The sequence below is a fragment of the Fusobacterium sp. genome, from assembly GCF_019012925.1.
Lineage (GTDB): Bacteria > Fusobacteriota > Fusobacteriia > Fusobacteriales > Fusobacteriaceae > Fusobacterium_A.
Map to the genome: position 1 here is coordinate 13163 of NZ_JAGIRL010000005.1, position 26837 is coordinate 39999.

At 31.5% G+C, this 26837-nt stretch carries 29 protein-coding genes and 7 tRNA genes; 3 read left to right on the top strand and 33 right to left on the bottom strand.

The features are described from left to right. Positions 1-9: 9 nt before the first annotated feature. The 20 genes from QZ286_RS00755 to QZ286_RS00850 all read right to left on the bottom strand — a co-directional run bounded on the left by QZ286_RS00755 (position 10) and on the right by QZ286_RS00850 (position 10498). A complete protein-coding gene (locus QZ286_RS00755; RefSeq protein ID WP_291255067.1) occupies positions 10-561 on the bottom strand; it encodes a RecX family transcriptional regulator in 552 nt (183 codons plus the stop codon). Then, positions 548-1615 carry a recombinase RecA gene (gene recA, locus QZ286_RS00760; protein ID WP_291255068.1) on the bottom strand — a complete coding sequence of 356 codons (1068 nt, stop codon included), beginning with the start codon at positions 1613-1615 and terminating at the stop codon, positions 548-550. The genes QZ286_RS00755 and recA overlap by 14 nt, the downstream gene beginning before the upstream one ends. Then, on the bottom strand, positions 1615-2592 hold the full coding sequence (locus QZ286_RS00765) for a glycosyltransferase family 9 protein (RefSeq protein WP_291255094.1): 978 nt from the start codon (positions 2590-2592) through the stop codon (positions 1615-1617). The genes recA and QZ286_RS00765 overlap by 1 nt, the downstream gene beginning before the upstream one ends. Before the next feature lie 30 nt (positions 2593-2622). Continuing rightward, positions 2623-3309 carry a lipopolysaccharide core heptose(II) kinase RfaY gene (locus QZ286_RS00770; protein ID WP_291255069.1) on the bottom strand — a complete coding sequence of 229 codons (687 nt, stop codon included), beginning with the start codon at positions 3307-3309 and terminating at the stop codon, positions 2623-2625. Beyond that, positions 3306-4310 (bottom strand): glycosyltransferase family 9 protein, encoded by a 1005-nt coding sequence (locus QZ286_RS00775; protein WP_291255095.1) that lies wholly within the window; start codon positions 4308-4310, stop codon positions 3306-3308. The genes QZ286_RS00770 and QZ286_RS00775 overlap by 4 nt, the downstream gene beginning before the upstream one ends. Beyond that, positions 4306-5346 (bottom strand): glycosyltransferase family 9 protein, encoded by a 1041-nt coding sequence (locus tag QZ286_RS00780; RefSeq protein ID WP_291255070.1) that lies wholly within the window; start codon positions 5344-5346, stop codon positions 4306-4308. Before QZ286_RS00780 ends, QZ286_RS00775 begins: the two co-directional genes overlap by 5 nt. Positions 5347-5357: 11 nt before the next feature. Further along, positions 5358-6122, bottom strand: coding sequence for a glycosyltransferase family 2 protein (locus tag QZ286_RS00785; protein ID WP_291255071.1), 765 nt, complete (start codon positions 6120-6122; stop codon positions 5358-5360). Between the two features lie 10 nt (positions 6123-6132). Continuing rightward, positions 6133-7209, bottom strand: coding sequence for a polysaccharide deacetylase family protein (locus tag QZ286_RS00790; protein WP_291255072.1), 1077 nt, complete (start codon positions 7207-7209; stop codon positions 6133-6135). 165 nt (positions 7210-7374) lie between these two features. Then, positions 7375-7451, bottom strand: a tRNA-Met gene (locus tag QZ286_RS00795). 123 nt (positions 7452-7574) lie between these two features. After that, entirely contained in the window at positions 7575-7733 is a 159-nt protein-coding gene (gene rd, locus QZ286_RS00800) for a rubredoxin (RefSeq protein WP_291255073.1), read from the bottom strand. A 38-nt stretch (positions 7734-7771) separates the two neighbouring features. Beyond that, positions 7772-8155 carry a desulfoferrodoxin family protein gene (locus QZ286_RS00805; protein ID WP_291255074.1) on the bottom strand — a complete coding sequence of 128 codons (384 nt, stop codon included), beginning with the start codon at positions 8153-8155 and terminating at the stop codon, positions 7772-7774. A 30-nt stretch (positions 8156-8185) separates the two neighbouring features. Continuing rightward, positions 8186-8608 (bottom strand): Fur family transcriptional regulator, encoded by a 423-nt coding sequence (locus QZ286_RS00810; RefSeq protein ID WP_291255075.1) that lies wholly within the window; start codon positions 8606-8608, stop codon positions 8186-8188. Positions 8609-8710: 102 nt separating this feature from the next. Beyond that, positions 8711-9160 (bottom strand): N-acetyltransferase, encoded by a 450-nt coding sequence (locus QZ286_RS00815; RefSeq protein WP_291255076.1) that lies wholly within the window; start codon positions 9158-9160, stop codon positions 8711-8713. Positions 9161-9171: 11 nt separating this feature from the next. After that, positions 9172-9903: a tRNA pseudouridine(38-40) synthase TruA gene (gene truA, locus QZ286_RS00820; protein ID WP_291255077.1), complete on the bottom strand. Its 732-nt coding sequence runs from the start codon at positions 9901-9903 to the stop codon at positions 9172-9174. Positions 9904-9969: 66 nt separating this feature from the next. Next, a tRNA-Leu gene (locus tag QZ286_RS00825) sits at positions 9970-10053 on the bottom strand. 5 nt (positions 10054-10058) lie between these two features. After that, positions 10059-10134: transfer RNA gene (locus QZ286_RS00830), tRNA-Lys, on the bottom strand. 17 nt (positions 10135-10151) lie between these two features. Then, positions 10152-10227, bottom strand: a tRNA-His gene (locus tag QZ286_RS00835). A gap of 27 nt (positions 10228-10254) precedes the next feature. Continuing rightward, positions 10255-10331, bottom strand: a tRNA-Arg gene (locus QZ286_RS00840). Between the two features lie 6 nt (positions 10332-10337). Beyond that, positions 10338-10413: transfer RNA gene (locus tag QZ286_RS00845), tRNA-Gly, on the bottom strand. Positions 10414-10421: 8 nt separating this feature from the next. Then, positions 10422-10498, bottom strand: a tRNA-Pro gene (locus tag QZ286_RS00850). A gap of 219 nt (positions 10499-10717) precedes the next feature. Between QZ286_RS00850 and QZ286_RS00855 the strand changes: the two genes are divergently transcribed. The 3 genes from QZ286_RS00855 to argH all read left to right on the top strand — a co-directional run bounded on the left by QZ286_RS00855 (position 10718) and on the right by argH (position 14543). After that, on the top strand, positions 10718-11371 hold the full coding sequence (locus tag QZ286_RS00855; protein ID WP_291255078.1) for an OmpA family protein: 654 nt from the start codon (positions 10718-10720) through the stop codon (positions 11369-11371). Between the two features lie 264 nt (positions 11372-11635). Beyond that, positions 11636-13111, top strand: coding sequence for a Na+/H+ antiporter NhaC family protein (locus QZ286_RS00860; RefSeq protein ID WP_291255079.1), 1476 nt, complete (start codon positions 11636-11638; stop codon positions 13109-13111). 13 nt (positions 13112-13124) lie between these two features. Further along, a complete protein-coding gene (gene argH / locus QZ286_RS00865; protein ID WP_291255080.1) occupies positions 13125-14543 on the top strand; it encodes an argininosuccinate lyase in 1419 nt (472 codons plus the stop codon). A gap of 69 nt (positions 14544-14612) precedes the next feature. Here argH and QZ286_RS00870 read toward each other — a convergent pair whose 3' ends face one another. The 13 genes from QZ286_RS00870 to QZ286_RS00930 all read right to left on the bottom strand — a co-directional run. Further along, a complete protein-coding gene (locus QZ286_RS00870; protein ID WP_291255081.1) occupies positions 14613-15572 on the bottom strand; it encodes a nucleotidyl transferase AbiEii/AbiGii toxin family protein in 960 nt (319 codons plus the stop codon). Beyond that, positions 15572-16240, bottom strand: coding sequence for a DUF6088 family protein (locus QZ286_RS00875; protein ID WP_291255082.1), 669 nt, complete (start codon positions 16238-16240; stop codon positions 15572-15574). The genes QZ286_RS00870 and QZ286_RS00875 overlap by 1 nt, the downstream gene beginning before the upstream one ends. 162 nt (positions 16241-16402) lie before the next feature. Beyond that, a complete protein-coding gene (locus QZ286_RS00880; protein ID WP_291255083.1) occupies positions 16403-17236 on the bottom strand; it encodes a patatin family protein in 834 nt (277 codons plus the stop codon). Positions 17237-17298: 62 nt separating this feature from the next. Next, complete coding sequence (locus tag QZ286_RS00885; protein ID WP_291255084.1) at positions 17299-17661, bottom strand: FMN-binding protein; 363 nt, start codon at positions 17659-17661, stop codon at positions 17299-17301. 31 nt (positions 17662-17692) lie between these two features. Then, positions 17693-18400, bottom strand: a complete 708-nt coding sequence (locus QZ286_RS00890) for an acylneuraminate cytidylyltransferase family protein (RefSeq protein ID WP_291255085.1) — start codon at positions 18398-18400, stop codon at positions 17693-17695. Beyond that, on the bottom strand, positions 18393-19721 hold the full coding sequence (locus QZ286_RS00895) for a flippase (RefSeq protein ID WP_291255086.1): 1329 nt from the start codon (positions 19719-19721) through the stop codon (positions 18393-18395). Before QZ286_RS00895 ends, QZ286_RS00890 begins: the two co-directional genes overlap by 8 nt. An 8-nt stretch (positions 19722-19729) precedes the next feature. Further along, positions 19730-20740: a glycosyltransferase family 52 gene (locus QZ286_RS00900; protein ID WP_291255087.1), complete on the bottom strand. Its 1011-nt coding sequence runs from the start codon at positions 20738-20740 to the stop codon at positions 19730-19732. Positions 20741-20798: 58 nt separating this feature from the next. Then, positions 20799-22118 (bottom strand): hypothetical protein, encoded by a 1320-nt coding sequence (locus tag QZ286_RS00905; RefSeq protein WP_291255088.1) that lies wholly within the window; start codon positions 22116-22118, stop codon positions 20799-20801. Between the two features lie 72 nt (positions 22119-22190). Further along, the gene (locus tag QZ286_RS00910; RefSeq protein ID WP_291255089.1) at positions 22191-23537 is read right to left on the bottom strand and encodes an APC family permease; all 1347 of its coding nucleotides are present in this window, start codon (positions 23535-23537) and stop codon (positions 22191-22193) included. Positions 23538-23617: 80 nt separating this feature from the next. Beyond that, entirely contained in the window at positions 23618-23896 is a 279-nt protein-coding gene (locus QZ286_RS00915) for a DNA-binding protein (protein ID WP_291255090.1), read from the bottom strand. A 195-nt stretch (positions 23897-24091) separates the two neighbouring features. Continuing rightward, on the bottom strand, positions 24092-25216 hold the full coding sequence (locus QZ286_RS00920) for an acyltransferase (protein ID WP_291255096.1): 1125 nt from the start codon (positions 25214-25216) through the stop codon (positions 24092-24094). Positions 25217-25256: 40 nt separating this feature from the next. Continuing rightward, positions 25257-26339, bottom strand: coding sequence for a GDP-mannose 4,6-dehydratase (locus tag QZ286_RS00925; protein ID WP_291255091.1), 1083 nt, complete (start codon positions 26337-26339; stop codon positions 25257-25259). 14 nt (positions 26340-26353) lie between these two features. After that, positions 26354-26837 (bottom strand): UDP binding domain-containing protein (locus QZ286_RS00930; RefSeq protein WP_291255092.1); only part of this gene is annotated, 484 nt, incomplete at its 5' end.

The window sequence follows — 26837 nt, forward strand, 5'->3', positions numbered from 1 at the left end:
CTAGTATCTCTAATTCTCCAATTCACTCATTACTTTTTTAATATCTCTATATTCAAAACCTTTTCTCATCAGTGAAGCTATCTTCTTATCTCTATCTTTATCTCCCAATTTTACCCAGACTCTTCTTATCTCCTCCATATCCTTTTCCTTTTGAGAAGTGGAGAATATTGTATCTATAATCTCTCTTGATACACCCTTTTGCATCAACATAAACTCCATCTTCTTTCTTCCATAGTTATGTGAGGAGATATAGTGTTCAGCATAATCGTAATCATCTATATATCCCAATTCAACAAACTTATCTATCACAGATCTCACAATATTTTTCTCTCTATATTTTGAAAGGAGCTTTAAATAAAGCTCCTTTTCAGAATAATCTCTCTTACTCAACAAAAAATATCCCATACTTTCAGACCTTAATTTTATCAGTTGAAAATACTCATCTTGAGTAAGTTCATCTCTATTTTTTAAATTGAAATCTAATATTGTTTGTTTATTTAAATCTAAATAGAAAAATTCATCAAAATATATCTTATTTCCCTTAAGACTATACTTCTTCAAAATTTAATTCTCCTTCTGTAGTCTCTGTCTCCTCTTCACTTGTTGAGTGAGGTTTCATAACTTTCATAACTTCACTCTCTATAGCTGCTAATAGCTCTGGCTCACTCTCTAATCTAGCCTTTACATTCTCTTTTCCTTGACCAAGTCTGATATCTCCAAAGCTAAACCAAGCTCCTGATTTTGCAACAATATCATACTCTAAAGCCATATCTAATATCTCTCCAACTCTTGAGATTCCCTTTCCATACATTATTTGGAAAGCAGCTTCTTTAAATGGAGGAGCTATCTTATTCTTAGTTATTTTTACCACTGTTTCGTTTCCTATAGCTTCATCACCCTGTTTTACACTTCCCACTCTCTTTACTTCCATTCTTACTGAAGCATAGAATTTAAGTGCTTTTCCTCCAGTTGTTGTAGTTTGAGGACCAAAACCAAATCCACCTATCTTATCTCTTATCTGGTTGATGAATATCATTGTAGTCTTTGATTTATTCAAAGTTGCAGTAAGTTTTCTAAGAGCTTTTGACATAAGTCTTGCTTGTAATCCCATCTGTTGATCTGACATCTCACCATCTATCTCAGCTTTTGGAACCAATGCAGCTACTGAGTCCACTACTACAAGATCCACAGCTCCTGAACGAACTAACATATCAGCAATCTCTAAAGCCTGCTCTCCATAATCTGGTTGAGATATTAAAAGTTCATCTACATCTACACCTAAAGCCTTTGCATATACAGGATCCAATGCATGTTCAGCATCTATAAAGGCAACTATTCCACCCATTTTTTGAGCCTCTGCTGCCACATGAAGAGCTATTGTTGTCTTTCCAGAACTCTCTGCTCCATAGATCTCCACTATCCTTCCTCTAGGTACTCCTCCCTGTCCCAAAGCTAGGTCAAGGTTTATACTTCCAGTTGATATAGTTTCAACTGTCATACTTTGGTTTGATCCCAATTTCATAATTGAACCCTCACCAAAATCTTTTTTTATCTGTTTCATTGCCATTTCCAACGCTTTTTCTCTGTCGTTAATCTCATCTTTTGCTTTTGCCATTATTTCTCCTCCCAATCTATATAATTTTCAATCTTTTGTAAAATATCCTCAGCTTCTATTTTTCTCATACAGTCAAAATGTTTTTTAGGGCACTCCTTGTCCCCATGCAAACTACATGGAGAGCAGGGTACTCCTGCATATATTAAAATATCATTTTTACCAAAATCAAACATCCCTGGACTTGTAGGGCCAAAGATAACAAAGGTTTTACACTTTACACCCCTTGCTATATGGAATGGCCCCGAATCATTTGTCACCAAAAACTTAGATTTTGAAAGTAGAGCTCCACTCTCTTTTAGTGAAAGTTTTCCAGCTAGTATTATACAGTTGTTCCCACTTATTCTATCAATCTCTTGGCATCTAGGTATATCTCCCTTTCCACCAATCAAAATACTCTTTACACCATATTTTTCATAGATGAGTTTTGCCAACTTACCAAACCCTTCAGCTGTCCATTCCTTAGTATTTTTAGAAGCTCTTGGAGCCATCACTGGTAGCCCACTATACTGTATAACTCCCTCACAATCTCTCTCATCAAAACTGAAGTCCAAATCTTCTCCAACATATTTTAAATTGAAATCTTTAAAAGCTCCAAAATAATTTTTTATAATTGTATCATCTACCTGATACTTTATCAATCGTAATTTTACAAGGAGAGATTTCCAAACTGCTCTCTTTCTATATGTATATGTTTTTACCCCCATTCTCTTAGAAATTATCTTAGATCTAAATTTTGAGTGTAGATCAAATACATAATCGTAGTTATTCTCTTTCAACTTTTTAGCAAAACTTAGAATATTTTTTAATCCATCATTCTCTTTTTTACTAAAAGTTATTAAGTTATCTATATAATCAAGCCCTGATATAGCATCTTTAAACTGCTCCAATACCAAAAAATCTATCTGAGCATCAGGATACCTCTCTTTAAAAGCTTTCAATACTGGGGTTGTAAGTATAACATCCCCTATAGAACTCATTCTAATCACTAATATTTTCACTTGGCTCTCCTATTTCTTTCCTCTCAATCTTTTTTTTAACTCACCTAAGCCTAAAAGGTATCTTTTCAACACCATAGCCATTTTGTAGTAAAAACTCTCCTTATCATACTCTATAGGGTGTCCGTAGCTCTCCTCCAAGTAGATAAATTCAAATATCTCTCCAAAACGTCCATACTTATTTTTCATCAGCTTTGTATCTATTAGGTATATCTTCCCATCTCCAACTAAAAAATTTGCCATATGGGAATCCCCGTGTAGGTACCCTTTTTTATGGATCTCTCTCAGCTCTTGAGCTATTGCCTCTATATCTTCAACCCTACCATCTCTTCCCTCTATATAGGAGTAAAGAAGATAGGAGTTCACTACCATCGCCCCTCTTTTCTCCTCAACTGCCAAATATGGTGTAGCTGCATTAAAGCCCGCCTTTAAAATATTTTTAATATTCTGGTACTCCCTTTTGCTCTCACTCCCTCTAAATATAGAGAGAAATCTCTGCCACTTTCTTCTATTCTTCTCTCTTGGCTCCTTATATACATAGTTTTTACCATCAATCTCTATGAGTGCTACATAACTTCTCTGATCATCTTTCATAACTTTTATTATATTATAACAGGTGTTTTTTATTTTGTCATATAATTTTATACTTTTTTCATCATCAAAGTAAAGATAGGTATCTCCATATTTTAAACTCTTCATACTCTTTCACTCTCTAGATCTTTTTCTATCTCCTCTAATATAAGCTGTGGCTTTATATCCAACATACATTTGAAATGTTTTTTAGGGCAAGAGTCCCCCCCATGTAAAGAACAGGGTCTACACTCCAAGCCTTCAACTTGAAATACCTTGCTATTCTTAGACCAAGGAAAGAATCCCAACTCCTCTACTGTAGGTCCAAATATAGCTAGTATTCTAACCTCAGGAAAAGCTGAGGCTATATGTATGGGTGAAGAGTCATTTGTCACTATTATCCTAGCTCTTCTGATTACCTCAGCTAGCTCTAAAAGAGTTGTCTTTCCTCTTAGATCTATCATTCCCTCATACATTGGAATATTTAGCAGTTGCTCCTCTTTTCCCCCAACTATTACAAGAGTGACATCCTCTCTTCTCTTCAACTCTCTTATTAGCTCATTAAAATACTCCAATGGCCATTTTTTAGTAAACCATTTACTTCCTGGAGCTAGAACTATTATATTTTTTTTACTATTTGAAAGTAACTCATCTACCCTCTCTCTTTCTATACCACTTGGAAATAGCTCTATCTCATATCTTTTCCCCTCATCTTTAGGAATAAAAGATAGAAGTTTTTCAACCTCATGCTTACTTTTGTCATAGTGTATCTTTTCATTGTAGACAAATTTTCCAGCTGCAGTATCATAACCTCTTCTGATTGGAGCTCCTGTTAAAAATGTTAAGAAGCTACTTCTCAAATATCTATGAGGTGTTATTACTAAATTATAAGCTTCCATTTTTAATTTTTTTGCTATCAACCAGAAACCCTTTACTCCTTTATGCTCCCCTCTTTTATCATACTCAATTATATGTGTAAGATGCGGATTATTTCTCAAAATAGAGGCTCCCACTGGTGTAGTCAAATATGTTATCTCTGCTTTTGGATAGGTATCTCTCAACTTTTTTATAAGGGGAGTTGAGAGTACAATGTCTCCTATAAATGCTGTATGAATAATTAAAATTCTAATTTTTCTCACCCTCTTCTAAGATAAAACTCTCATCAATATAGTTTAATAACTCCCCCTCCATAAACTTATCATACTTGTCAAAAAATGGATTTTTATAGTTCTCTTTAGAATTATTTTTATCTGGTATCAGATATTTTACCTTGTTGTTTCCAAAGATTCCCCATCTTGTAGTACTCTGTGTAGCTTTGGCTGGATATATTCCCACAACTCTTTTCTGTAGAGCTCCTGCTATGTGTGTAGGTCCTGTAGAAGCTCCTAGATACACATCTCCCTTGTCTATAATAGCTGCTATGTTCAAAAGATCTCCTCCATTTGCATAGAGATATACCCCATCTCTACCTATACTCTCTATCAATCTTTCTCCCCTCTCCTCTTCAGAGATATGGCACACTATTATAACAACTCTCTCTGGATTGTCATCTCTAAATCTCTGTATCAATGAAGCATACTCCTCATCTTTTATATTTTTAGCTGATCCTCCAATAAATGGATTTACCACTAAAGTCTCCCCCGTTATATTATAGGTCTTAAAAAAAGTTTCTGCTGCTTTTCTATTCTCATCTCCAAGATAGATTTTAGTATTCAATTCAAAAACCTCATTGTATCTCTTTTCATCAACTTTTTTAATGAGATCCAAATTGTATTCAGCCTCATTTTTTACAGACTTAGATCTTTTCTGCCAAACTCCCTTATTATAGGTAAAGAAAGAGTTTAATTTTGACAGTGGGCCTATTCTTTTCTTTGCTCCACTAGCCTTAGCTAGTTGAGATACAAATTTATCATTATATAGAGCTATGAATATATCAGCCTTAAAGTAAGCTATCTTCTCAATTAACTCACTATGGGTATAGTCATCTATTTTCACTATTCTATCTACATAGGGTAGATTCTTCACTATCTCATAGTTATACTTTCTAACTAAAACCACAAGTTCAGCCTGTGGAAACATCTTTTTTATCATAAAAAAACTTGGAATTGATAAGATCAAATCTCCTATCTTATCTGTCCTAGATACTATTATTCTCTTTATCTCCATATATCCTTCCTCTATTCCTCAATATAGCTTCTATTTTTATCTATCTCATATAGTTTATAATACTTTACCATAGTGTAGAGAGAACTTGTACAAGCTAATAAAAAGCCCTCTTTTCCATCTAAGAAACCAAGTCTAAAAATATACATTCTTAAAAACTTAAAAATTGGATTTATTGCCAATTGAAATATATTGCTCTTCTTTCCTCTTTTATAGTATTCTAAAGCCCCCTCAGTAGTATATCTATTGAACTTTGTAAAATAATCTCTCAAATTTGAATAGCTGTGATGATATATGTCCTCTTTCAATGTATATATCCTCTCCTGTGTACAAAACTCCTCGTGTACAGTGTTACTATTAAATCTTCCAGCTTCCTTTTTGAATAGTCTAATATGATAGCTATTACTCCAACCACCGTGCTTTATCTTCTTTCCAAAACAAACAGAGGTAAAATTAATCTTAAAAACACTCTTCTCCCTCTCTTTTTCCTTTATCTCAACTATCTTTTTTTGAAGTTGTGGCGAGATCTCCTCATCTGCATCAATATTTAATATCCACTCCCCCTGAGCCTTATCAATTACAGAGTTTCTCTGCTCTCCATACCCCTTCCAAGGTTCAGAGTAAAATTTAGCTCCAAACTCCTTAGCTATCTCTTCTGTTCTATCTGTAGAGCCACTATCCACTATCACTATCTCATCTGCAAATGATTTCACAGACTCCAATGTCCTTCTCAAATTATTCTCTTCATTCTTTGTTATCATTGCTACTGATAATCTCATAATCCACTCCTTAGGATACCCATCCATAAATTTTTCCTAAAATATAGTTCCTCATCAAAAAAAGATTTAATTTAAATTTATCAGGAGTAAATCTTCTCAACTCCACTCTTCTAATCATCTCATAATCAGGTTTTCTTCCATTTGTTCCCTTCTTAGTTGTCACAAAACCTTTTATTCCCTCTTTTTTCAACATCTCTATTACATTTTTATTTCTATGTCCCCAAGGCCAGCAAAAATACTCAACTTTAACTCCTAAATTTCTCTCTATTAGCTCTCTATTGAGATTGAACTCCTCTTTTACTCTCTCTAAAAATTCACTCTCACTCTCATATTTAAAGTACTTTTCCTTCTCTCTATCTATGAACTCTTGAGCTAATTTCAATCCTCTTTTCTCATCTACACCAGCTAGTTCCCTATCATAAAACTCTTTAAAGATTCTGAAGAACTCTCTATCTATAATTATCCCCTTAGAAGCATACTCCCCTCTCTTAGGAAATTTCGGATACCCCTTTTGAATCTCACCATAGAGATACAGTTCTGTTATATCCCTCTCTGTTCCATCAAAAAATCCCTCTATCTTATCACTTACAAAAACCGCCGTATGCTTGTGTGAATGTGGTTGAAAATCCACTAAACCACTCTCTTTCATCACTCTTATCTCTTCCCAAGTGAGATACTGTTCACTTCTTCCATCTCCACTCTTGAGATACTTCTTCATAGCTTTATAGTTAGCCTCTCCATTCAGCTCTATCTCTGTATCTCCCTCTCTCCTATCAGCTATATACAGAGTATTTAAAAACACTGTAGCCTTCATATTATATTTTTTTAGAAGTGGAAATACAATGGAGTAGTTATCATAGTAACCATCATCTAAAGTCAATAATACAGGATTGCTTCCAATCTCTCCAGCTCCATACTCCTTTAGGGTTACACAGTTCATATTTTTATCCTTAAGTATCTTCAAATGCTCCTCAAAAAGTTCAGGTGTAACATTTGAAAGATTATTAACTTGGTGGTATAAAAATATGGGTACTCCCCTGTTTCTAAAATATATTAATATCAATATTATAATTGCAACTATCCACATACTCTCTCCTTTATCCCCTTTTAGAATATTATATCAAATCTATGTAGAAAATACAAAAAAAGAAAAAAGATGAACCGACTGTTCATCTTTTTCCTTAAAAATATTTAGGGTTAGACTACAACATATGAATCTAAAAAGTGGGGTTTAAAAAAATTATTTGGAATATGGTGCCTAGAAATGGATTCGAACCATCGACCGTACGGGTATGAACCGTATGCTCTAGCCAACTGAGCTATCTAGGCATATGTAATTCTTATTACACTAATATGATACACTATTTTAAAAATAATGTCAAGTTTTTTTTAAAAAAAATTTAAAAAAAGAACACGTTCAAAAACGTGTTCTTTTAAAAAACATTTTTCATTTTACTCTGCTTCGAATTCATCTTTTCCAACACTGCAAAGTGGGCATAACCAATCCTCAGGTACATCTTCCCAAGCAGTTCCTGGAGCTATTCCATTATCTACATCTCCTACAGCAGGATCATACTCATATCCACAAACTTTACATACATATTTTTTCATATTAAATTTCCTCCTTAAATTACTCTTTATTTTAATTTTTATTTTTTATCTGTCCATACACCATGAATATTACAATACTCTCTAGCTACAACTTTCTCTCCCTTTGGTACTTCAAAGAAAGCTTCTGGTTCCATTCCTGGTTTTAAGTATTTTCTATAAAGATACTCTCCATCTACCTCTATCTCAATAAACTCTATATAGTGAGCATCTAACATAGGATGTTTTGCCTCTTTACCAACTTTTACTAAGTAACCATTCTCTTTCTCTTCAACAAATGGAACATGTTTTTCAACTGTTGCATCTTCAGATTTTAATTGTACTATTTCAACTCCATTAGGTAGTCCATTGCAACTATCTTTTCCTAAAGCTACTAATTGAGCTAAAGCTCCACACTCAAATTTAATAAAATCATTTTTTGTCATAAAGCATACCTCCCTAAAAAATGAAACTATCTATATTTTAGTATTCGCACAATCTTTACAAATTCCTTTAAAATAATAGTGTTGCTCCTTTATATCGAACTCTCGTAACTCTTTTCCTTCTATTAACTCTTTGGCTATGTTCACATCAAATATTTTTCCACATTTTTCACATTTAAAATGTCCGTGAACATCCATTATACTATCATATCTAGTCTCATTCTCTTCAATTACGATTACATTAACTATTTTTTTCTCTGTAAAAAGATTTAGTGTATTATAGACAGTGGTCTTAGATAACGTAGGAATCTCTGAACATAGAGCTTTATATATCATATCTACTGTTGGATGATTTCTATTCTCTACTAAATATTGGAATATTCTTATTCTCTGATATGAAGGCTTTATTCCACTATTTTTTAAATATTCTCCTACATTTTCAATATGAGTCTCCATCTTAACACCCCCAATCTATAAAAATAAAATGAATTTTAAATTTGTAATCATTCTATATTTATATGGTACACTATTTTACAACTAATGTCAAGCGTTTTCAGATCAAATTATGACTTTTTTCATCAAGTATCTATGAACCCCTTTTCCATACTCATTTTCTTGGTATTCTTCAATCTTAAAACCAAGCTTTTTATACATATCTATAGCTATCTCATTTTGAGGATCAACAGTCAACGAGATCTCCTCATAACCATTTGCCACAAGATATTTTTCACTCTCCTGCATTATTTTTTTTGCCCAACCTTGATGTCTATACTTTTTTCTTGTTGAAAGTCCATATAGGAATACCTCTCTCTTGTCCATAACTTGCATATATTCAGCTATACTGACAATCTCTCCAGCCTCTTCCCAGATAAACACCTTTCCATACCTTATGAGAGCCTTCAATATCCAAAGATCTACATTTCCATTTCCTTCAAATGCTTCCTCTTCTATCTCAACTATCTTATTTAGCATCTCTAGATCTACATCTTTCAACTCTTTAAGCTTCATCTCTTCACCCCTCAATAATTCACCTTAGAAAGATAGAGTCCATTTGGCTCTGCCACCTTCCTTATAAATTTTTTGTTGGGATTTTCCAACATCTCTCTCAGATAACTCTCATCTCTAACTCCAAAATACACATCTAAAGCAGTTCCAATTATTATTCTAATCTGTGATTTTAAAAATGAACTCCCTAAAATATCAACAGCTATCCTCGAACTATCCAATTTTTTTACATCTATACTGTATATCTCTCTCACTGATGTCTTGCTTCCACAATCACTCAATCTAAAATTGTTAAAATCATGTATTCCAATTAGAGGTTCCATCACACGAGCAAATCTCTTAGTATCTATCTCCCTATTTATATAGGTCTCATATCTACTTTTAAAAGGATCTCTCTCCCAAGATAGAATATATCTATACCCTCTACTCTTGGCATCAAATCTTGAGTTAAACTCCTCTTCAACCTCCTCTATATCCAGTAGCTCTATATCTAGAGGTAAACCTCTATTTAATACATATTTTAATTTCTCTAAAGGTATGGTAGAGTCAGTATGAAAATTGGAAACCTGTATAAGAGCATGAACTCCTCTATCTGTTCTCCCAGAAGAGATCATATCTATATTAGTTTTCAATACCACATTGAGTAATTTCTCTATCTCACCTTGGACAGTTCTCTTCTCTGGTTGTCTTTGAAAGCCATAAAACATACTGCCATCATATCTATATGTTATCTTTATATTTCTCATACTTTTCCTCTTATACTTAGAATAAAATAAAAAAAAGAGATTCACTAGAATCTCTTACTAACTAATTGGTGCGAAGAGAGAGACTTGAACTCTCACGTCTGGGACACTAGATCCTAAGTCTAGCGCGTCTGCCAATTCCGCCATCCTCGCACGAATGGTGCGTCATACAGGATTTGAACCTGTGGCAACACGATTAAAAGTCGTGTGCTCTACCAGCTGAGCTAATGACGCATCTTATTAAGTTTTAATGGGGTGATCGACGAGGCTCGAACTCGCGACAACCAGTGCCACAAACTGGCGCTCTACCAACTGAACTACGATCACCATATGAATCTTTTTGTGTTATATAAGTGGCGTGTCTGAAGAGATTCGAACTCCTGACCCACGCCTTAGAAGGGCGTTGCTCTATCCAGCTGAGCTACAGACACATTAATTGGAGCGGGAAACGAGGGTCGAACTCGCGACATTCAGCTTGGAAGGCTGACGCTCTACCAACTGAGCTATTCCCGCAGATTTAATGGTCGGAATAGCAAGATTCGAACTTGCGGCCCCCTGCTCCCAAGGCAGATGCGCTACCGGACTGCGCTATATTCCGACGCCTTTCTCTCAAGACAAGAATAATTATATCACTTATAATAAAAAGTGTCAACACTTTTTTTAATTTTTTTTTATTTTTTTTCAATCATTAAATTAGCCCTTGTTTTTATTGACTTTCTTTATAGTACTTTTTATTTTTTTAACTTATTTTTACATTTTTTGCTTTTTTGTTATATAATATATTAAGAATTTTTTTTGCAAAAGGGAGGTAATTTTTATGAAAAATACTAAAAAAATTGTTTCAACACTACTTTTAGGACTTACTATGGTTGGATGTACATCTTCTCCGTATATGGATGAAACTGGATCAGTCAATAAAAAAACTTCTGGAACAGCTGGAGGAGCTGCTGCTGGAGCTCTTATAGGACAGCTTATTGGTAAAGACACAAAAGGAACTCTTATAGGTGCTGGAATTGGTGCTCTTGCTGGACTTGGTTGGGGAGCATATAGAGATCATCAAGAGAAAGAACTTAGAGAAAAACTTAAAAACACTGAAGTTGAAGTTAATAGAGAGGGGGAAAATCTTAACCTTTATCTACCAGGTGGGGTAACATTTGCTACTAATAGTGCTAATATAGCTTCAAACTTCTATAGTCCACTTAGCTCTATTGCATCTGTACTAGTTCAATACCCTGAAACTAGAGTTATAGTTAATGGATATACAGATAACACAGGATCTCCTAGTTACAACCTTGATCTATCTCAAAGAAGAGCTGCTAGTGTTAAAAACTACTTCATCTCTCAAGGTGTAGCTGCATATAGAATCACATCTGTAGGACATGGTATAAATAATCCTAGAGCTACTAACAGCACTGCTGCTGGAAGAGCTGAAAACAGAAGAGTAGAGATTCAAATTTTACCTTTAAACTAAAAAATGTATTGACATTTTTATAATTTTAGCTTATACTTAGCATAAAATTATTGAAGGGGGAAATTGATGATGTTTTTAAGGCATAGGCATATAGAATTAAAATTTAAAATATTTTATTATGGCTAGGTCTTATTTGCAAAGATTAGAGATTTTCTCTATGAGTATATTTTGTATTTTTAGCCAATAGTTATCTATTGGCTTTTTTTAAAGAGTTAGCTATACTATTTAGTTGACTCTTTTTTATTTTATTTTGGGAGGTTTTTTATGGAAAATTTTGGTATTTTATCTATTTTGCCTATAATAGTGGCAGTAATTATGGCAATAAAGACTAAAAATGTTATTTTATCCCTTTTTACAAGTGTATTTATTGGGATTATGATTTTAGTAGGTTATAATCCTTTAACATCTACTAAAATTTTAATGAGTGAGTACTTTTTAAAACAACTAACTGATAGTTACAATGCTGGGGTTATTGTTTTAATGCTTTTCATTGGTGGATTTATAGAACTTATGATGCGTTCTGGTGGGGCTTATGCCTTTGCTCAAAGTGTTGGAAAACTTATTAATTCTAAGACTAAAGCACAGTTAGCTGCCTATTTTGCCGGAATTATAATATTTTTCTCTGACTTAGGAACTCCTTTAATTGTTGGACCTATATTTTCTCCATTTTTTAAAAAATTGAAGATATCTAAAGAAAAATTAGCCTTTATCTTAGATTCAACTTCATCACCAATAGCTGTTTTAGTTCCTTTTATTGGATGGGGAGTATTTATTATTGGACTTTTACAAAAAGAGTTTGAGAATTTAGGGCTTGAAATTTCTGATTATGAAGCTTTTATTAAATCTATACCATTTAATATCTATCCAATCCTAGCTTTGACCATTGTTCCTATGCTAGCTTTACTAAAATTAGATTTTGGACCAATGAAAAAAGCTGAAAATGATATATTTTCAGATGAAGAGCTTGATGTTATGGAGAAAAAAGAGTATATTGTAGAAAATGCTAAACCTATATACGTTTGGCTACCTATACTTGTTCTTTTGATTACTCTTCTTGGAATGTTAGGATATGATTTTATGTTTAAAAGATTCTCTGGAAGTGAATTTAGAGCAGCTCTAAGTAGTGGTTATCTGTATGCTGCTATAGTTCTTGCTACTTTAATGTTAATCAATAAAAGTAAATCTTTCAATGAGATCTTTTCAATCTATATTAATGGAGTTACCAAAATGACTCAAATAGCTATTATCCTCATACTAGCTTGGTCTTTAGGTACAGTGAATAAAAATTTAGGAGCTGCTAGTTACATAATACATTTTATTAAAAGTATCAATCTTTCATCTGGCTTTATTCCTGCAATTGCCTTTATTCTAGGTTGTACTATCTCATTTGCTACTGGAAGTTCTTGGGGAACATACAGTATTATGATACCAATAGTTATACCTATGGCTCTTACTCTTGGAACACCTCTATATATAACTATTGGTGCTATTCTGTCTGGAGGACTTTTTGGAGATCACTGTTCTCCTATCTCTGATACTACTATACTTGCTTCTGCTGGATCTGGGTGTAAACATCTTGATCATGTTAGAACTCAGATATTTTATGCTGCTTTAAATGGTATACTAGCATTTTCAGCATTTTTAATCGGTGGTTTTTTCCAAAGCTACATGTTAGCAATTACATGTCTTATTTTACAAGTAATTATTTTAATTTCAATAAAACTTAAACAAAAAATTTAAAGGGGGACTTTTTATGCAATTTTTTTCTGGAAGATTTAAAGAGAAAGCAAGTCATTTAATACTTGATTTTCATTCATCAATCAACTTTGATAAAAGACTATATAGATATGATATTATGGGAAGTATTGCCCATGTAAGAGGATTGGGAAAACAGGGGATAATACCTCTTGAGGATTCTGAACTTATTGAAAAAAATCTAAAAGAGATACTAAAGGATATTGAAGAAGGGAAAATTGAATTCTCTGTTGAATATGAAGATATCCATATGAATATTGAAAAAAATCTAATTGATAGAATTGGAGATGTCGGGAAAAAACTACATACAGGTAGAAGTAGAAATGACCAAGTTGCTGTTGATATGAAACTTTTTACTAAAGATGAGATTGTAAAGGTTCAAGCTTTACTTCTTGATCTACTTGAAATAATAAATAGTTGTGCTAAAGAGAATATATCTACGTATATGCCTGGTTTTACTCACTTACAAAAAGCTCAACCGGTATCTTTTTCTCACTATATTTTAGCCTATGCTGAGATGTTTAGAAGAGATTATATAAGACTTAGTAATGCAGTAGCTTTAGCTGACACATCTCCTCTAGGATCTGCTGCTTTAGCTGGTACTACCTATCCTTTAGATAGAGAGTTTACAGCTTCACAATTGGGATTCTCAGCACCTACTTGGAATAGTATGGACAGTGTAAGTGATAGAGATTACTTAATTGAACTTATGAATGCTTTTTCTTTAATAATGGTACACCTTTCTCGTTTTTGTGAAGAGATAATAATATTCAGTTCTAATGATTTTGGATATATTGAACTTAGTGACTCTTTCTCTACTGGAAGTAGTATAATGCCTCAGAAAAAAAATCCAGATGCAGCTGAACTTATAAGAGGAAAGAGTGGAAGAGTATTCGGTGATCTAATTGCTCTTTTAACTGCTATGAAGGGTATTCCTTTAGCTTATAATAAGGATATGCAAGAGGATAAAGAAAACTTTTTTGATGCACTAGATACTATTAAAGGTTGTCTAACAGTTTTTAATGGAATGCTTCATACAATTACTATAAAAAAAGATAGAATGCTTTTAGCTGCATCTCAAGGTTTTATAAATGCTACAGATGTGGCCGATTTCTTAACTGATAAAGGTATGAGTTTTAGAGATGCATATAAAATTGTTGGAGGTATGGTTGCTTACTGTATTGATAATAATACTACTTTTGAAGAGTTACCTATGGAAACTTATAAAAACTTTTCAGAACTTTTTGATAACAATATCTATGAAGCTATTTCTATCAAAAATTGTGTAGAAAAAAGAACTACACTAGGTGGTCCAGGTAAAGAGAGCATTATAGCTCATATAGAATTTTTAGATAAATTTATTCTTGACTCTGAAAAACATGTTAATGAATTTAAGTTAAACGATATTTTAGATTAATACAGTACTTGAAACATAAAAAAAGGGGCTATATAAATTAATAATTAATTTGTATAATCCCTTTTTTAGTTATCTATATTCTTTTTCCCATTTTTCTATAAATTCTAATATAATTTTTAATGTATTCTTAATCTCCTTAAATCTTGGAAACTCTCCAAAAACCATACTTTTAAATATAGTGTTGTATGTTCCTTCTATTCTATTTATTCTATTAAAATCACTATACAAGAATGAATTTCTATAAACAATATCTTTTCTCTTTCCAAAAAAGTCATTTTGAATTACCACTTTTGAAGCCATATCAAAAGAGTCTTCTGTCTTCAAAAAATCTTGTATTTCTTGAAGTTGATATAGTTTATGTATATCATAAAGATGTCTAATTTTATTTCCTAATTCTCTTTCTGGATTTTCTTCAAAAGTGTAATCTAAAATAGCAAATACTTTCTCTACGAATGTTCTTTTAACTGATAATACCTCTATTTTAAACCCTTCCAATCCAAATATTGAAATAAACTCCTCTTTTCCTATTTCCTTCAAATATTTAGCAAGATAACTCTCTATCTCTAATATTTCTGTTGGTTCTGGAGTAGATAATGAATTTATTTCTAAAACTATGACATCACTTACCTGTCCTCTATTTTTTTCATTTATTTCAATAGGATATTGGTATATAGTCTTTCTTATATTTCCTCTTTTAGATTCTCTGGGGTGTTTTGGAAGATAAACCATACCCTTTGTTATCTCTTCTTCTATTTTCTTTAGTAATTTTTTCTTTTGATTATCACTTAAACTAGGATTTGTAAGTTGTAAGTCTATATCTTCGGAAAATCTATTAATAGCATTATATCCTTTAGATAAAGAAGTTCCTCCTTTAAAAACTACTTCATTCTTAAAAGAACTTTCACTCAGTCTTTTTAAAATATACGTTACCCAATAATCTTTTTCTATATAGAACTCTAAAATTCCCATATCTCTAGCTGTAAGAGATATTAAAGCCTTAAAATTTTCTAAATCTTTATGTAAAGTCATTAGCTTATCCTCCACTCTTTTCCATTTTTTAAATCCAAATTTAATTTAAAAATAGTAGTTTTATTCAAGCTTTTCTTTAGTTCTCCTACTTTCAAAATATTCTTTTCCTCTACCATACTTCCAAGTAAAGCCAACACAACTACTGTATAGTATTTTTCTGCTAATTCTAATAAGATCATTATCTCTTCATAAGCTAAACTTAATATTACTTTCTTTATCAACATATAACTCTCTGCTATATTAGAATCTGGAATCTTTTTTAAATTCTTTAATATATCTAAAATTTCAAGATATTTAATATTTTTTTCTGTTATTGGAGCTTTATTTTGAATAAATTTTATTTTTATTCCATCAAATTCTCTAGGATTTTTTCTTGTATTTGTAGCTATCTCTATACTGTTAGAAAGTTGTGTAGTAAGTCCATACTTATTAAAAAGATTAACTCCTGTAATGTATCCTATTCTTCTATCTCCAATATATAAATATTTTTGTATAAATTCTTTTATGGAAAGAGAAAGTTCACCAAAAATAGAGTTCTTCGGAATATAGTATAAACCTTTTTCTGCTCTTTTTAGTTCTCCTTTTTTTACCATTCTTTCTAAAGATTTAAAAATAGCATACTTAGAATTATTATTATCTAGTTCTCTAGTATTTATTATTCTATTCATACTCCCTCCTTCTTTTTTAGTTTTTTTTACATTTATTTTGACTTTTATATATATAATTATACCATTATTTTAAAATATATTTAAGTTTTTTTTACATTTATTTTGACAAAAAATAAAAACTAATCATCAAATTGACAATTAGTTTTTAAATAATATAACTTTTTATTCTCTAAATTTTTTTATAAACTCTTCCCCGTCAGCAAAACCTAGATTATAGACTTTCAATAGTTTATCTCTATTTTTCTCAAACCTATCTATCTGTAGAGGTGCACTTGGAGCTATTACATAGGCTTTTCCCTCAGCTTCCAATCTCCTTATCTCCTCTTGATTTTCTCTATACACCTCATGGTGTCTTTTAAGTAGCTCTACCATAGCTGGGTACTCTCTCATCTTCCAAGCTATGAGTGGAAAACATCTCAACTTTGGCTTTATAAAATCTCTATCTCTAGTTAAAACTACTATTAATTTGTCACAGCCATCTTTCAAAGCCTGTGAAACAGGTATTGGAGCTGCTGTTCCACCATCAAAGTAGATATTCCCTCTATACTTCACTGGATTGGCTACTAAAGGTATAGATGACGAGGCTCTCAAAACTATTGACCCATCATGTATACACTCCTTATCATAAAATTCAGCCCTTCCAGTTTCAGCATTGGTAACACCGATCTTAAACTCACAAGGATTGGCAAAAAAGCTTGTATAATCAAATGGATCTAGCTTTTGTGGAATCTCGTTATATAGAAAATCCATTCCAAAGAGCGAACCTGTCTTTATATAGTTCTCTAGGCTCAAATATCTCTTATCATTTAAGTAGTTTATATTTGTTCTAAGTGCTCTTCCATCCTGTTTTGAGATATAGGAAGCTGCATGGGAAGCTCCAGCAGATACACCTACAATATAATCTGGCATAAAATTGTATTTTCTAAAGGCAGCTAATACTCCAACTGTATAGATACCTCTCATTCCCCCACCTTCTAAAACTAATCCTATCTTCATATATTCAAACTCTCCTTATAAGAATAAAGCTACTACAATATATTGTAATAGCTTTTCTACTTTTAATCTTCCACCTGTGAAATACAAGCTTTGCAACCCTCAATAAATCCTTCAGAGCTATAAGTTGCCCCTGCAACTGTATCCACCTTCGATATATCTTGAGTCTCTTTCAATTTAGTTATAAGCTGATCAATAGCTGGATCTGCTATTGCTGCAGTATCTTCATGGTTATATTTTACATCTGTTATTCTAACCTCTCCTCTAGAATTTTTCTTAGCTACTATTGTCACCTTCATATCTCCATTGAATCCATCAGCTACAGCTGTATACTCCTTTGGTGCATTTGCCCTCTCCACAAATATACAAGCTAATCCTACAACTATAAATGCTCCTACACATATCTTTCTAATTTTTTCAACACACACTTTTTAACCCCTCCATATTTATCTTTTTATTTTATTTATTATTAAGCTCTTGATCTAGATAGTATTCGATCTTCTTTATATCCAAGTACGTATCTATATCCACAGAGTATTTTTCACTCATTTCATAAGCTAATCTACCATCATTAAGACTTGTTTCCAATCCAAAGTTCTCATTTAGTTCCTGAATATATATAGCTCCATTTACTCTATAGAATTTAGGAAAATCTTGTCTTCTCATTGTACTATTTAGTGATAATAGATTTTTTACTGTTCCATCTTCATTTATTGTTCTCATAAGTACTGGATTCTCATCTACCTCAGTTACACTTACCAAGCTCTTCTCATCTGTTGCAAATAGCTTCTCTATTGCCTCATCAATATGCCAACCCTTTCTCAAAGGAACAGTATTTTGAAGTAGTACAAGATAGTCATACTCCTCTCCTCTCTCCTTCAACCAGTTAATAGCATGAACTACAGCATCTATTGTCTTAGATGTATCTTGAGCCAACTCTGCTGGTCTTAAAAATGGTACATCTCCACCAAATTTTTCAGCTACAGCTTTTATCTCTAGATCATCTGTTGAGATAACAGTTCTATCTAGGTATTTTGAAGAGTTTGCACACTCAATTGAGTATTGAATTAGAGGTTTTCCATAGATCTCAATTATATTTTTTGAAGGTATCCCCTTACTTCCACCTCTAGCAGGTATTATTCCTAATATTCTTTTTCCGTTATACATTTTGGCTCTCCTTTCTGCTCCTATATTTTTTTATTAGCTCCTTTAAAAGATAAAAACTATTAAGTGATTTCAACTGAACCAACGCCTGTTCTCTATACTCTGCAATGAAAAAATCAATTGCAAATAGAGCTATAAACTGTGTGATTAAAGTTGCTATTGCTGCCCCATTTATACCGTATTTTGGAATCAATAGAGCATTTAAAATTATATTTATAATAAGACTTGTCAAAGTCTTATAAAAACTTTTCTTAGTAATCTTTTTAATTGTCATATGTCCAGTCTGTAGTGAGGCATTTGCCTTTATAAATATAGAGGCTGCTAAGATAGTATAAACACCTATAGCTGGTAAATATTCCTGTGCATATACATATTTAAAAGTATATTTTACAACTACTATTGATAGTAGAGTCACTACAAAGTAGAACTGAGTTATCAATGTATTTGAAAAGAGATAAAAATTATAGTACTCTTTATAATCCTTTCTGTATAGCTCCATCATCTTAGGAAACAGTGAGTTCTCAACTGGTCCCAATAGAATAGCCAAGATTGCTGAGAGCTGAAAACCTATGGTGTATATCCCAACATCTGCCACTCCCATATAGTATTTTATCATAAGTCTGTCAACTTGGGTATATATTAAAAAAGATATATAGCTTATCCATAAAAATTTTCCCTCATCTACTATCCTTAGGATTAGATCTCTGTCCACCCTCTTCTCCAAGTTTTTTAACTTTATAAGGTAGGCTTGTCTATATTGGTACTTCAATATTCCCATTCTGATAAGGTTTCCTATACACCTTATAGCTGGTAATACAACTATACCCAGATGAAATATCATAGCTAAATACTGTAGTGTATAGGATATCACCTTCACTATATTATTGGATATAACTATCCTTCTAGATTCTAGCTTAAATTCAAAGAAGTTCTCCACCCCATAGGTAGCTGTTACCAATATATTATCTAGACACATCAACATCAACATATAGAAGATGAGATTGTCCATTCCCACAGTGAATTTTATAACTATTGGAATAAAAAATATTATCCCTGCCATTGTATTTCTAAAAAAACATACATTGTGAACTACATTGTTAAAATTATCATCTGTGTAATACTTCTTTATTACCCTACTGTTTAAGAGTTCAAAAAATATTGCTGAAAAGGCAACCAATGACACTGCATAGTTATACTTTCCATATAGTTCTGCTCCGTAGTAGTTGGCTATCTTTATACCTACAGCAAACTGTAGCACAAGTATAAATACCTGATCAAACATAAGCCAAGCTATATTCTTTGTTATTTTTCCTCCACCACTCATACTCTCTCCTATAGATAACTATTTCTTACCATTATATTATCACAACTTCCAAATCTTTCAAAGAGTTTATTATCTACCTCTGTTCCATAAAAATCTATAGCTATATCCTTATCAAATCCAAATACAGCTGTAGAGAAAAGAGTCACCACTCTCTCTAGCTTTATCCCCATAACTGACAACAGTTCAACTGGGTATTTCTCCCTCATCACATAGCAATTGGGAAAATGCTTGGAGTAATCTGTTTTCTCTCTCGGATGTGCCTTGATTATAACGGACTTGTTGGGGTATCTCTCTATCACCTTAGTATATAGCTCTATCTTTCTCTCCTCTGACAGTATTCCATCTTCTGACATAGGCTGTGTAAATAGCATTACACTCTCTCCACTTATCTTCTCCAAGATCTCCTCATTGAAGTTAAAAGCTCTTTTTATAACTCTCTTCTCCTGCTCACTCTTTCTCTTCCATAGCTCTTGAAGATTGATGATCTCTGCTTTTTTCTCCAATCCCTCTGGGACTCTCTCACATAAACTATCAGTTAGATATATCTTATCCACACTATCTCCATAGCCCATTACCTTTTTTCTCTCACTCAAACCGAAAAGAAGTGCTATCCCCTTTTGTACTAGCTCCTTAATACTGCTTGGATCTGCCTTGTAAGGCATATAGTTTAGAGTTCCCTCCTCTATAACATTTATTCTCTCCTTGTAGAACACTCTCTTCCCAAGAGCTAGATTATCCATTCCATAGAGCTTAGCTTCCCCACTCTCTATCCTCTTTAGAACTGGTGCTAACTCACTTCTCAACTCTTTTATATATTTTGACATCTTTATTCTATTGAGTATCTGATTCTTACCATACATCTTAGAGTTCTCTAGGATTATCTTTCTTCCTGGTAACCCCTCTAATATACTCTCCTTCCCCTCATAGGTAACATAGGTTATATCATCTCTCTCTAGATCTGCCAACAGTAGAAATATCAATAACACCCTATCCATATCATAAAGAAATAGCTTTTCCATAATCTCCTCCCTAAATATCAAAAAAAGGAATAACAGATCTATGCTATTCCCCTTTCTCCTATTTCGAATACTTTGCTTTGTAGTTCTTTGCAAACTCTTTCATAAATGCAAGGAATATTCCTAACATTCCTCCAAGTACGATTCCTATTGCTAAAAATAGTACCACTGGTTTTCCAGTCTTAACCTCAGTTACTGGTGAAGCAATCTTTATCATATCTGAGTACTTTGCATTTACATATTCTTCATTTATTTTGTTTAATTCATTTATTATTCCATTTAATTTAGTAGTGATAACATTTAATTTTTGATCAATCACTTTCTTTTGATTTTCAGAAGGGTAGTTAACTATCTCCTTCTCCTCTTGTAGTTTTTTGATAGTAAACTCTTTATCTTTAATCTGACTATTTACATTTAAGTACTCATTGATTAAATTAGTATAATACTCATTCTCTGTATTTATCTTTATTCCAAACTCTCCTACATTAGGTACAACTATATTTCTATTAGTTGGCTTGTACTGCTCTAACATAGATTTAATAATTTGAGCCTTAGCTTGTAACTTCTCTTTTTCTAATCTTATCTCTCTAATTTCAGAGTCATATCTTGTCTCTCTCATTATCTTGTTTAGGCTTAGTCCATGAACAGTAAAGTAAGAGTAGTAATCTTGTAACTCAACTCTCTCTAAACTCTCTAATTTAACTAATAACTCATTGAAAGAGTATCCTAATTTATTTGAGATATAGTTTTTCTTTGTCTCTGAATTGATATTGCTCTTTAATAGAGATATTCTATCATTTAAAAGCGTGTAGATATTATCATAGTCATAATTTTTAAACTCTTCTACCTCTGCCACTGCATAGTTAGGCTTATACTTGTTGATAAACTCCTCTATTGAGTCAGTTGATAACTCCTCTAATATCTCTTTATTCTCTTTTGTGCTTATCTTGTATTGAGTAGGAGTGTATGTCAATATCTCCCCATTCTTTAAAGCACTCTCTATTCTTGTCTCAGTTGCTTCTGGTATTATTCCCTCTACCTTTATTCTTGTTTTAAAATTTGCTATTCCCTCTGCTTTTATCTTATCCATATTCTCTGTATATACTTTATTTATTACATTCAATGGAATTATATTATCTTTAAAAAACACCGATCCATCTGGATTCTTTCCATTCTCTATCTCTGGGTAGTTAAAACTTATTATCATACTATTTACAGTATTTGCTCTATTATACAGATATCCCCCTATAACTGATAATAGTGTTACCAATATTGTAGATATTAGTATTATCCCCTTGTGCTTCCCTAGAGTTCTGATGAGTTCCATTAAATCAATTTCATCATCATCTTCATAATACTTTCTCTCTTCTATTTGATTCATAGCTCCTCCATCCTTCATATGTTTTGTCGTTCTCTTTATTATACTTCTTTTTTACACTTTTTACAAAACATTTTATACTTGTCTTACTAAATTTTTCTCTTTTCTCCCCAAATAACCTAAAGCGATTGCAATAACTACTCCACAAATTCCTAAGTATAGGAAAGTCATTAAGTTTTGTAATCCACCTAATATTATTATTAACGATCCTACAGTAGCCACTACAGGTATTATCATACCTCTTACCTTGCTATCTATCTCCCCAGCTCTATATAGCTTGATTACATAGACATACAGTATTATGTAGATAATATAACTTGCTACTATTGGTATCTCTGAAATATCTGAATTAGGTATAAGCTCATATTTTTGAACTATATAGTTTATAACTATGTATACTAACGATATTATTCCAGCTACTCTTGCTGAACACTTTGGAATGTGATGTCCCTCTTCTAAATAACCTATCTTATCAGCCATTGGGAACATATCTCTAATAGCTAATATATATGGCATTCTTAAAAATCCTAATGTAAATCCATTCAATGATCCCAATACAGATAGGATTACAAATATTAAAAATACCTTTGCTCCACCAGCACCGAATAGTATAGTCACAGCCTCATTTACATGGGCATCTCCTAGCTCCATTATCTTCTGTGGTCCAACTAAGATACTAACTCCTACAAAATATGCAACATAGGCAAATAGTACAAATATTGGTCCAAACACTAAAGCTATTGGTAGATTCTTCTTAGAGTCCTTTATCTCATGTGAGATTGATGTAGCTACTACCCAGCCGTCATATGAGAAGGCTATTGGTGATAATGCCCCTATCCAAGCCATAGAGCTTCCAGCTGTTGCTACAACATCTGAATTAGTTATTAGCTTAGGATCTCCATAGATAAAACCTGCTATTGCTAAAACACCTAATAAGATAACCTTTGATACAGTGGCAAAGTTTTGAAATGCTCCACCCAATAGAGCTGAAAAATAGTTTATTCCAAAACAAGTTAAAAATGCTATTCCACCTATAATTCCTAATCTCTCTGGTGTAGCTTCCCAACCCATAAGCATACATAGATATACTCCTACTACCCAAGATACAACACTAAGTATTGCAGGAAAGTATATAAATACCTGAAACCATCCAAATGCTCCAGCAGCCTTTGGACTCACATACTCCTCTATATATGTTATCAATCCTCCAGGCTTTGTTGTCCTAGATGCTAATAGGGCTATAGTTAAACTCCCGAATATTATCCCTATTGCTGCAATTACAAATACTAATACACCCTTTAATATGCTTCCATTAGTGTAAACTAATATATTGTCACTCTTGAAAAATATCCCTGAACCTATTACTATTCCTACGATCATAGTAATAGCTGTAAACAACCCATACTCTTTTTCTTTATTCATCTCTTTTCTCCTAACTAAATCTGTAATATTTTACTATTATACTACATATTTCTGTTATTGAAAAGATTTTTCATACATTTTTACAACACAAATATTAAACTTTTTGTATATATTGAAATCTTTCTCTCACTCTGTTTGTATATAAAACTGTTATTGTCCTTATATTTGTAAATTGTACTTCTACTCTTACCTGTAATCTTCATTGCTGTTTCAATTGTAACCCATAGTCCATACTTTTCCACTAATTCATTCATTAAATCCTTTTCAAAGTCACTACTGTTCTCTAATTTCTTTTTCAAATATTCCTCACACTCACTTTTATATTCGTTTTTACTTTTAAAATCATTATCTCTTGGCATGTCATCACCCCTAAATATATTTTATCAGTTATTACAGTTAAGTATGATCTATATTTATATATTATTACTTTTTAAAGGATTTGTAAAGAGTTATTTTTAATATTTTTCCAGTAAGTGTGATTAAGTGGTAATAACTGGGATTTAGGAATAAAAAAACTGGCTAAAATAAATAACCAGTTCTTTGTTTTTTCAAATTTATTTAATTTTTAAAATCTTCCAAAAATTATTTGTTACTTTTTTTGCTAAAATATCATAATTTAAAAACTTTACTATAATACTTTTAATTATTATCTCAATTAAATAATCTATTATTATTCCTAACATAAAAATAAAAATAATTGATAAAATACTGTGGAATAAAAAAATTAATGAATTATATTCTATAAATTTATTATTCAATAAAATTTCGTTGTATAAATATGGTCTTACAAATACATTTTCATGAAATAAATATACACCTAAAGTTCCATTTGCAAGATAATTAATTAATTTATTGTTTATTTTATCCATTTTTAAAAATATCAAAAAAGTTGATATTGAAAATATTAAAGATAAGATGCTGTTTTCAGCAATAAAATAAGTGTCATAAATTTTAAATATTTCTATTCTTTTCCCTAAATAATCAAATGATAAGATACTAATAAAAATTAATAAATAACTCATTATACTCAATATTTTTAGATTATTTATTTTATTTAAATCTAAGTATTTTTTTATATAGTATGTCATTAAATATAGTATTACAAACCAAATAACAGAAGAAAAAAATAATTTTGTACCTATAAAGCTTGGTAATATTGAATACAAAAAAAATGATCCTAGTAGAAGTTTTTCTAATTCTATCTTAGTCAAATTATTTAAAAATTTATTTAAATATGGAAATATAAAATATAATATTATGTATGCCGAGATAAACCAATATAATTCATAAAATATTGGAAAAATTGATCTCATTATATCTTTCAAAGAAATAATTTCTCCTTTAAAATAAAATAATATCAAAAATAATATTGCATACACTTTTACTTTTAAAATCAAATTTATTATTCTTTTTAAATTAAATTTACCTTCAATTAGAAAATATGAAGAAATTAAAATAAAAATATTTACACCTATTTTTCCACCTATAACTAAAAAGTCTAAAATAATTTTATTAGAAGTTAACTCTAGTTCATGAAATTGAAACCCATGTAATGCAAAATGATGAGCTACTATCATTATCATACTAATTATTCTTAGTAATTCTAAATTACTTTCTCTTTTATTTTCTCTTTTTTTCTGAAATTTAAAAATAAAATAAACAACTATAAAACTTATCATTAAATATAAAAATTCGTTTTGTAGCACCTTCTAACTCCTTTTAAAGATAAAATTCTTTATACCATTTTGCAAACCTTCTCAATCCTTCTCTTAGAGATGTTTGAGGTTTAAAATCAAAATCTCTTTCTAAAGTACTTACATCTGCATAAGTTACTGGTACATCTCCAGGTTGCATTGGAACTAATTTTTTATGAGATTCAAAATCATAATCTTTAGGCAATATCTCTTCATTAAGTAGTTCTTCTTGTAATATAGTTACAAAATCTAATAAATTTTCAGGATTATTGTTTCCTATATTGTAAATTGAATATGGTGGTATAGGTAATTCATCCTCTCCTACTTTTCTCTCTGGAGCTTTTTCCATAACACACTTTACTCCATATACTATATCATCTATATAAGTAAAATCTCTTTTACAATTTCCATAGTTAAATATTTCTATAGTTTCATTATTTCTTAACTTATTTGTAAATCCAAAATATGCCATATCAGGTCTTCCTGCTGGTCCATATACAGTAAAAAATCTAAGTCCTGTTGAAGGAATATTATATAATTTAGAATAACTATGTGCCATTAATTCATTTGATTTTTTAGTAGCTGCATATAGCGATACTGGATTGTCTACTTTATCATCAACTGAATAAGGTACTTTTTTGTTACTTCCATACACTGATGAAGATGATGCATATACAAAATGTTCTACTCCCTTAGCCCCATTATCATAACTATGTCTACAAGCTTCTAAAAGATTATAGAATCCTATCATATTACTTTGAATATATGCATCTGGATTAATGATACTATATCTTACTCCTGCTTGTGCTGCTAAATTTACTACAATATCTGGACTATATTTTTTAAATATCTCATCTATTATCCCTTTATCAGCAATATCTCCTTTTATGAAGTGATAATTTGAATTACTATGTTTTTTTACTTCCTTCTCTATTTCAGAAAGTCTCCATTCTTTTATGCTAACATCATAATAGTCATTTAAATTATCTACTGATACTATATTTATACTTTCTATCTTTTTCAAAAGTTCTAAAATTAAATTTGAACCTATAAATCCAGCCCCACCAGTTATTAATATAGTTTTTCCATTTAATTCTATATTTTGCATATCTATCACCCTTTTTAATCTCTTTTAAAAATATCTCTAGTATATACTTTATCCTTTACATCATCTAAACAACTATCGTATCTATTAGCTACAATACTTTGACTTAATTTTTTAAATTCTTCTAAGTTATTTACTATTTTACTTCCAAAGAAAGTAGTTCCATCTTCTAAAGTTGGCTCATAAATTATTACTGTAGCTCCTTTAGCTTTTATCCTTTTCATTATCCCTTGAATGCTACTTTGACGGAAGTTATCACTATTGCTTTTCATTGTTAATCTATAAATTCCTACTACTATCTCTTTTTCTTTTGAAGGATCAAATGAACTGTTAGCTTCATATGCTCCTGCTATCTCTAATACACGATCAGATATAAAATCTTTACGAGTTCTATTAGATTCTACTATTGCACCAATTACATTTTGTGGTACTTTATCATAATTAGCTAATAATTGTTTTGTATCTTTAGGTAAACAATATCCACCATATCCAAATGAAGGA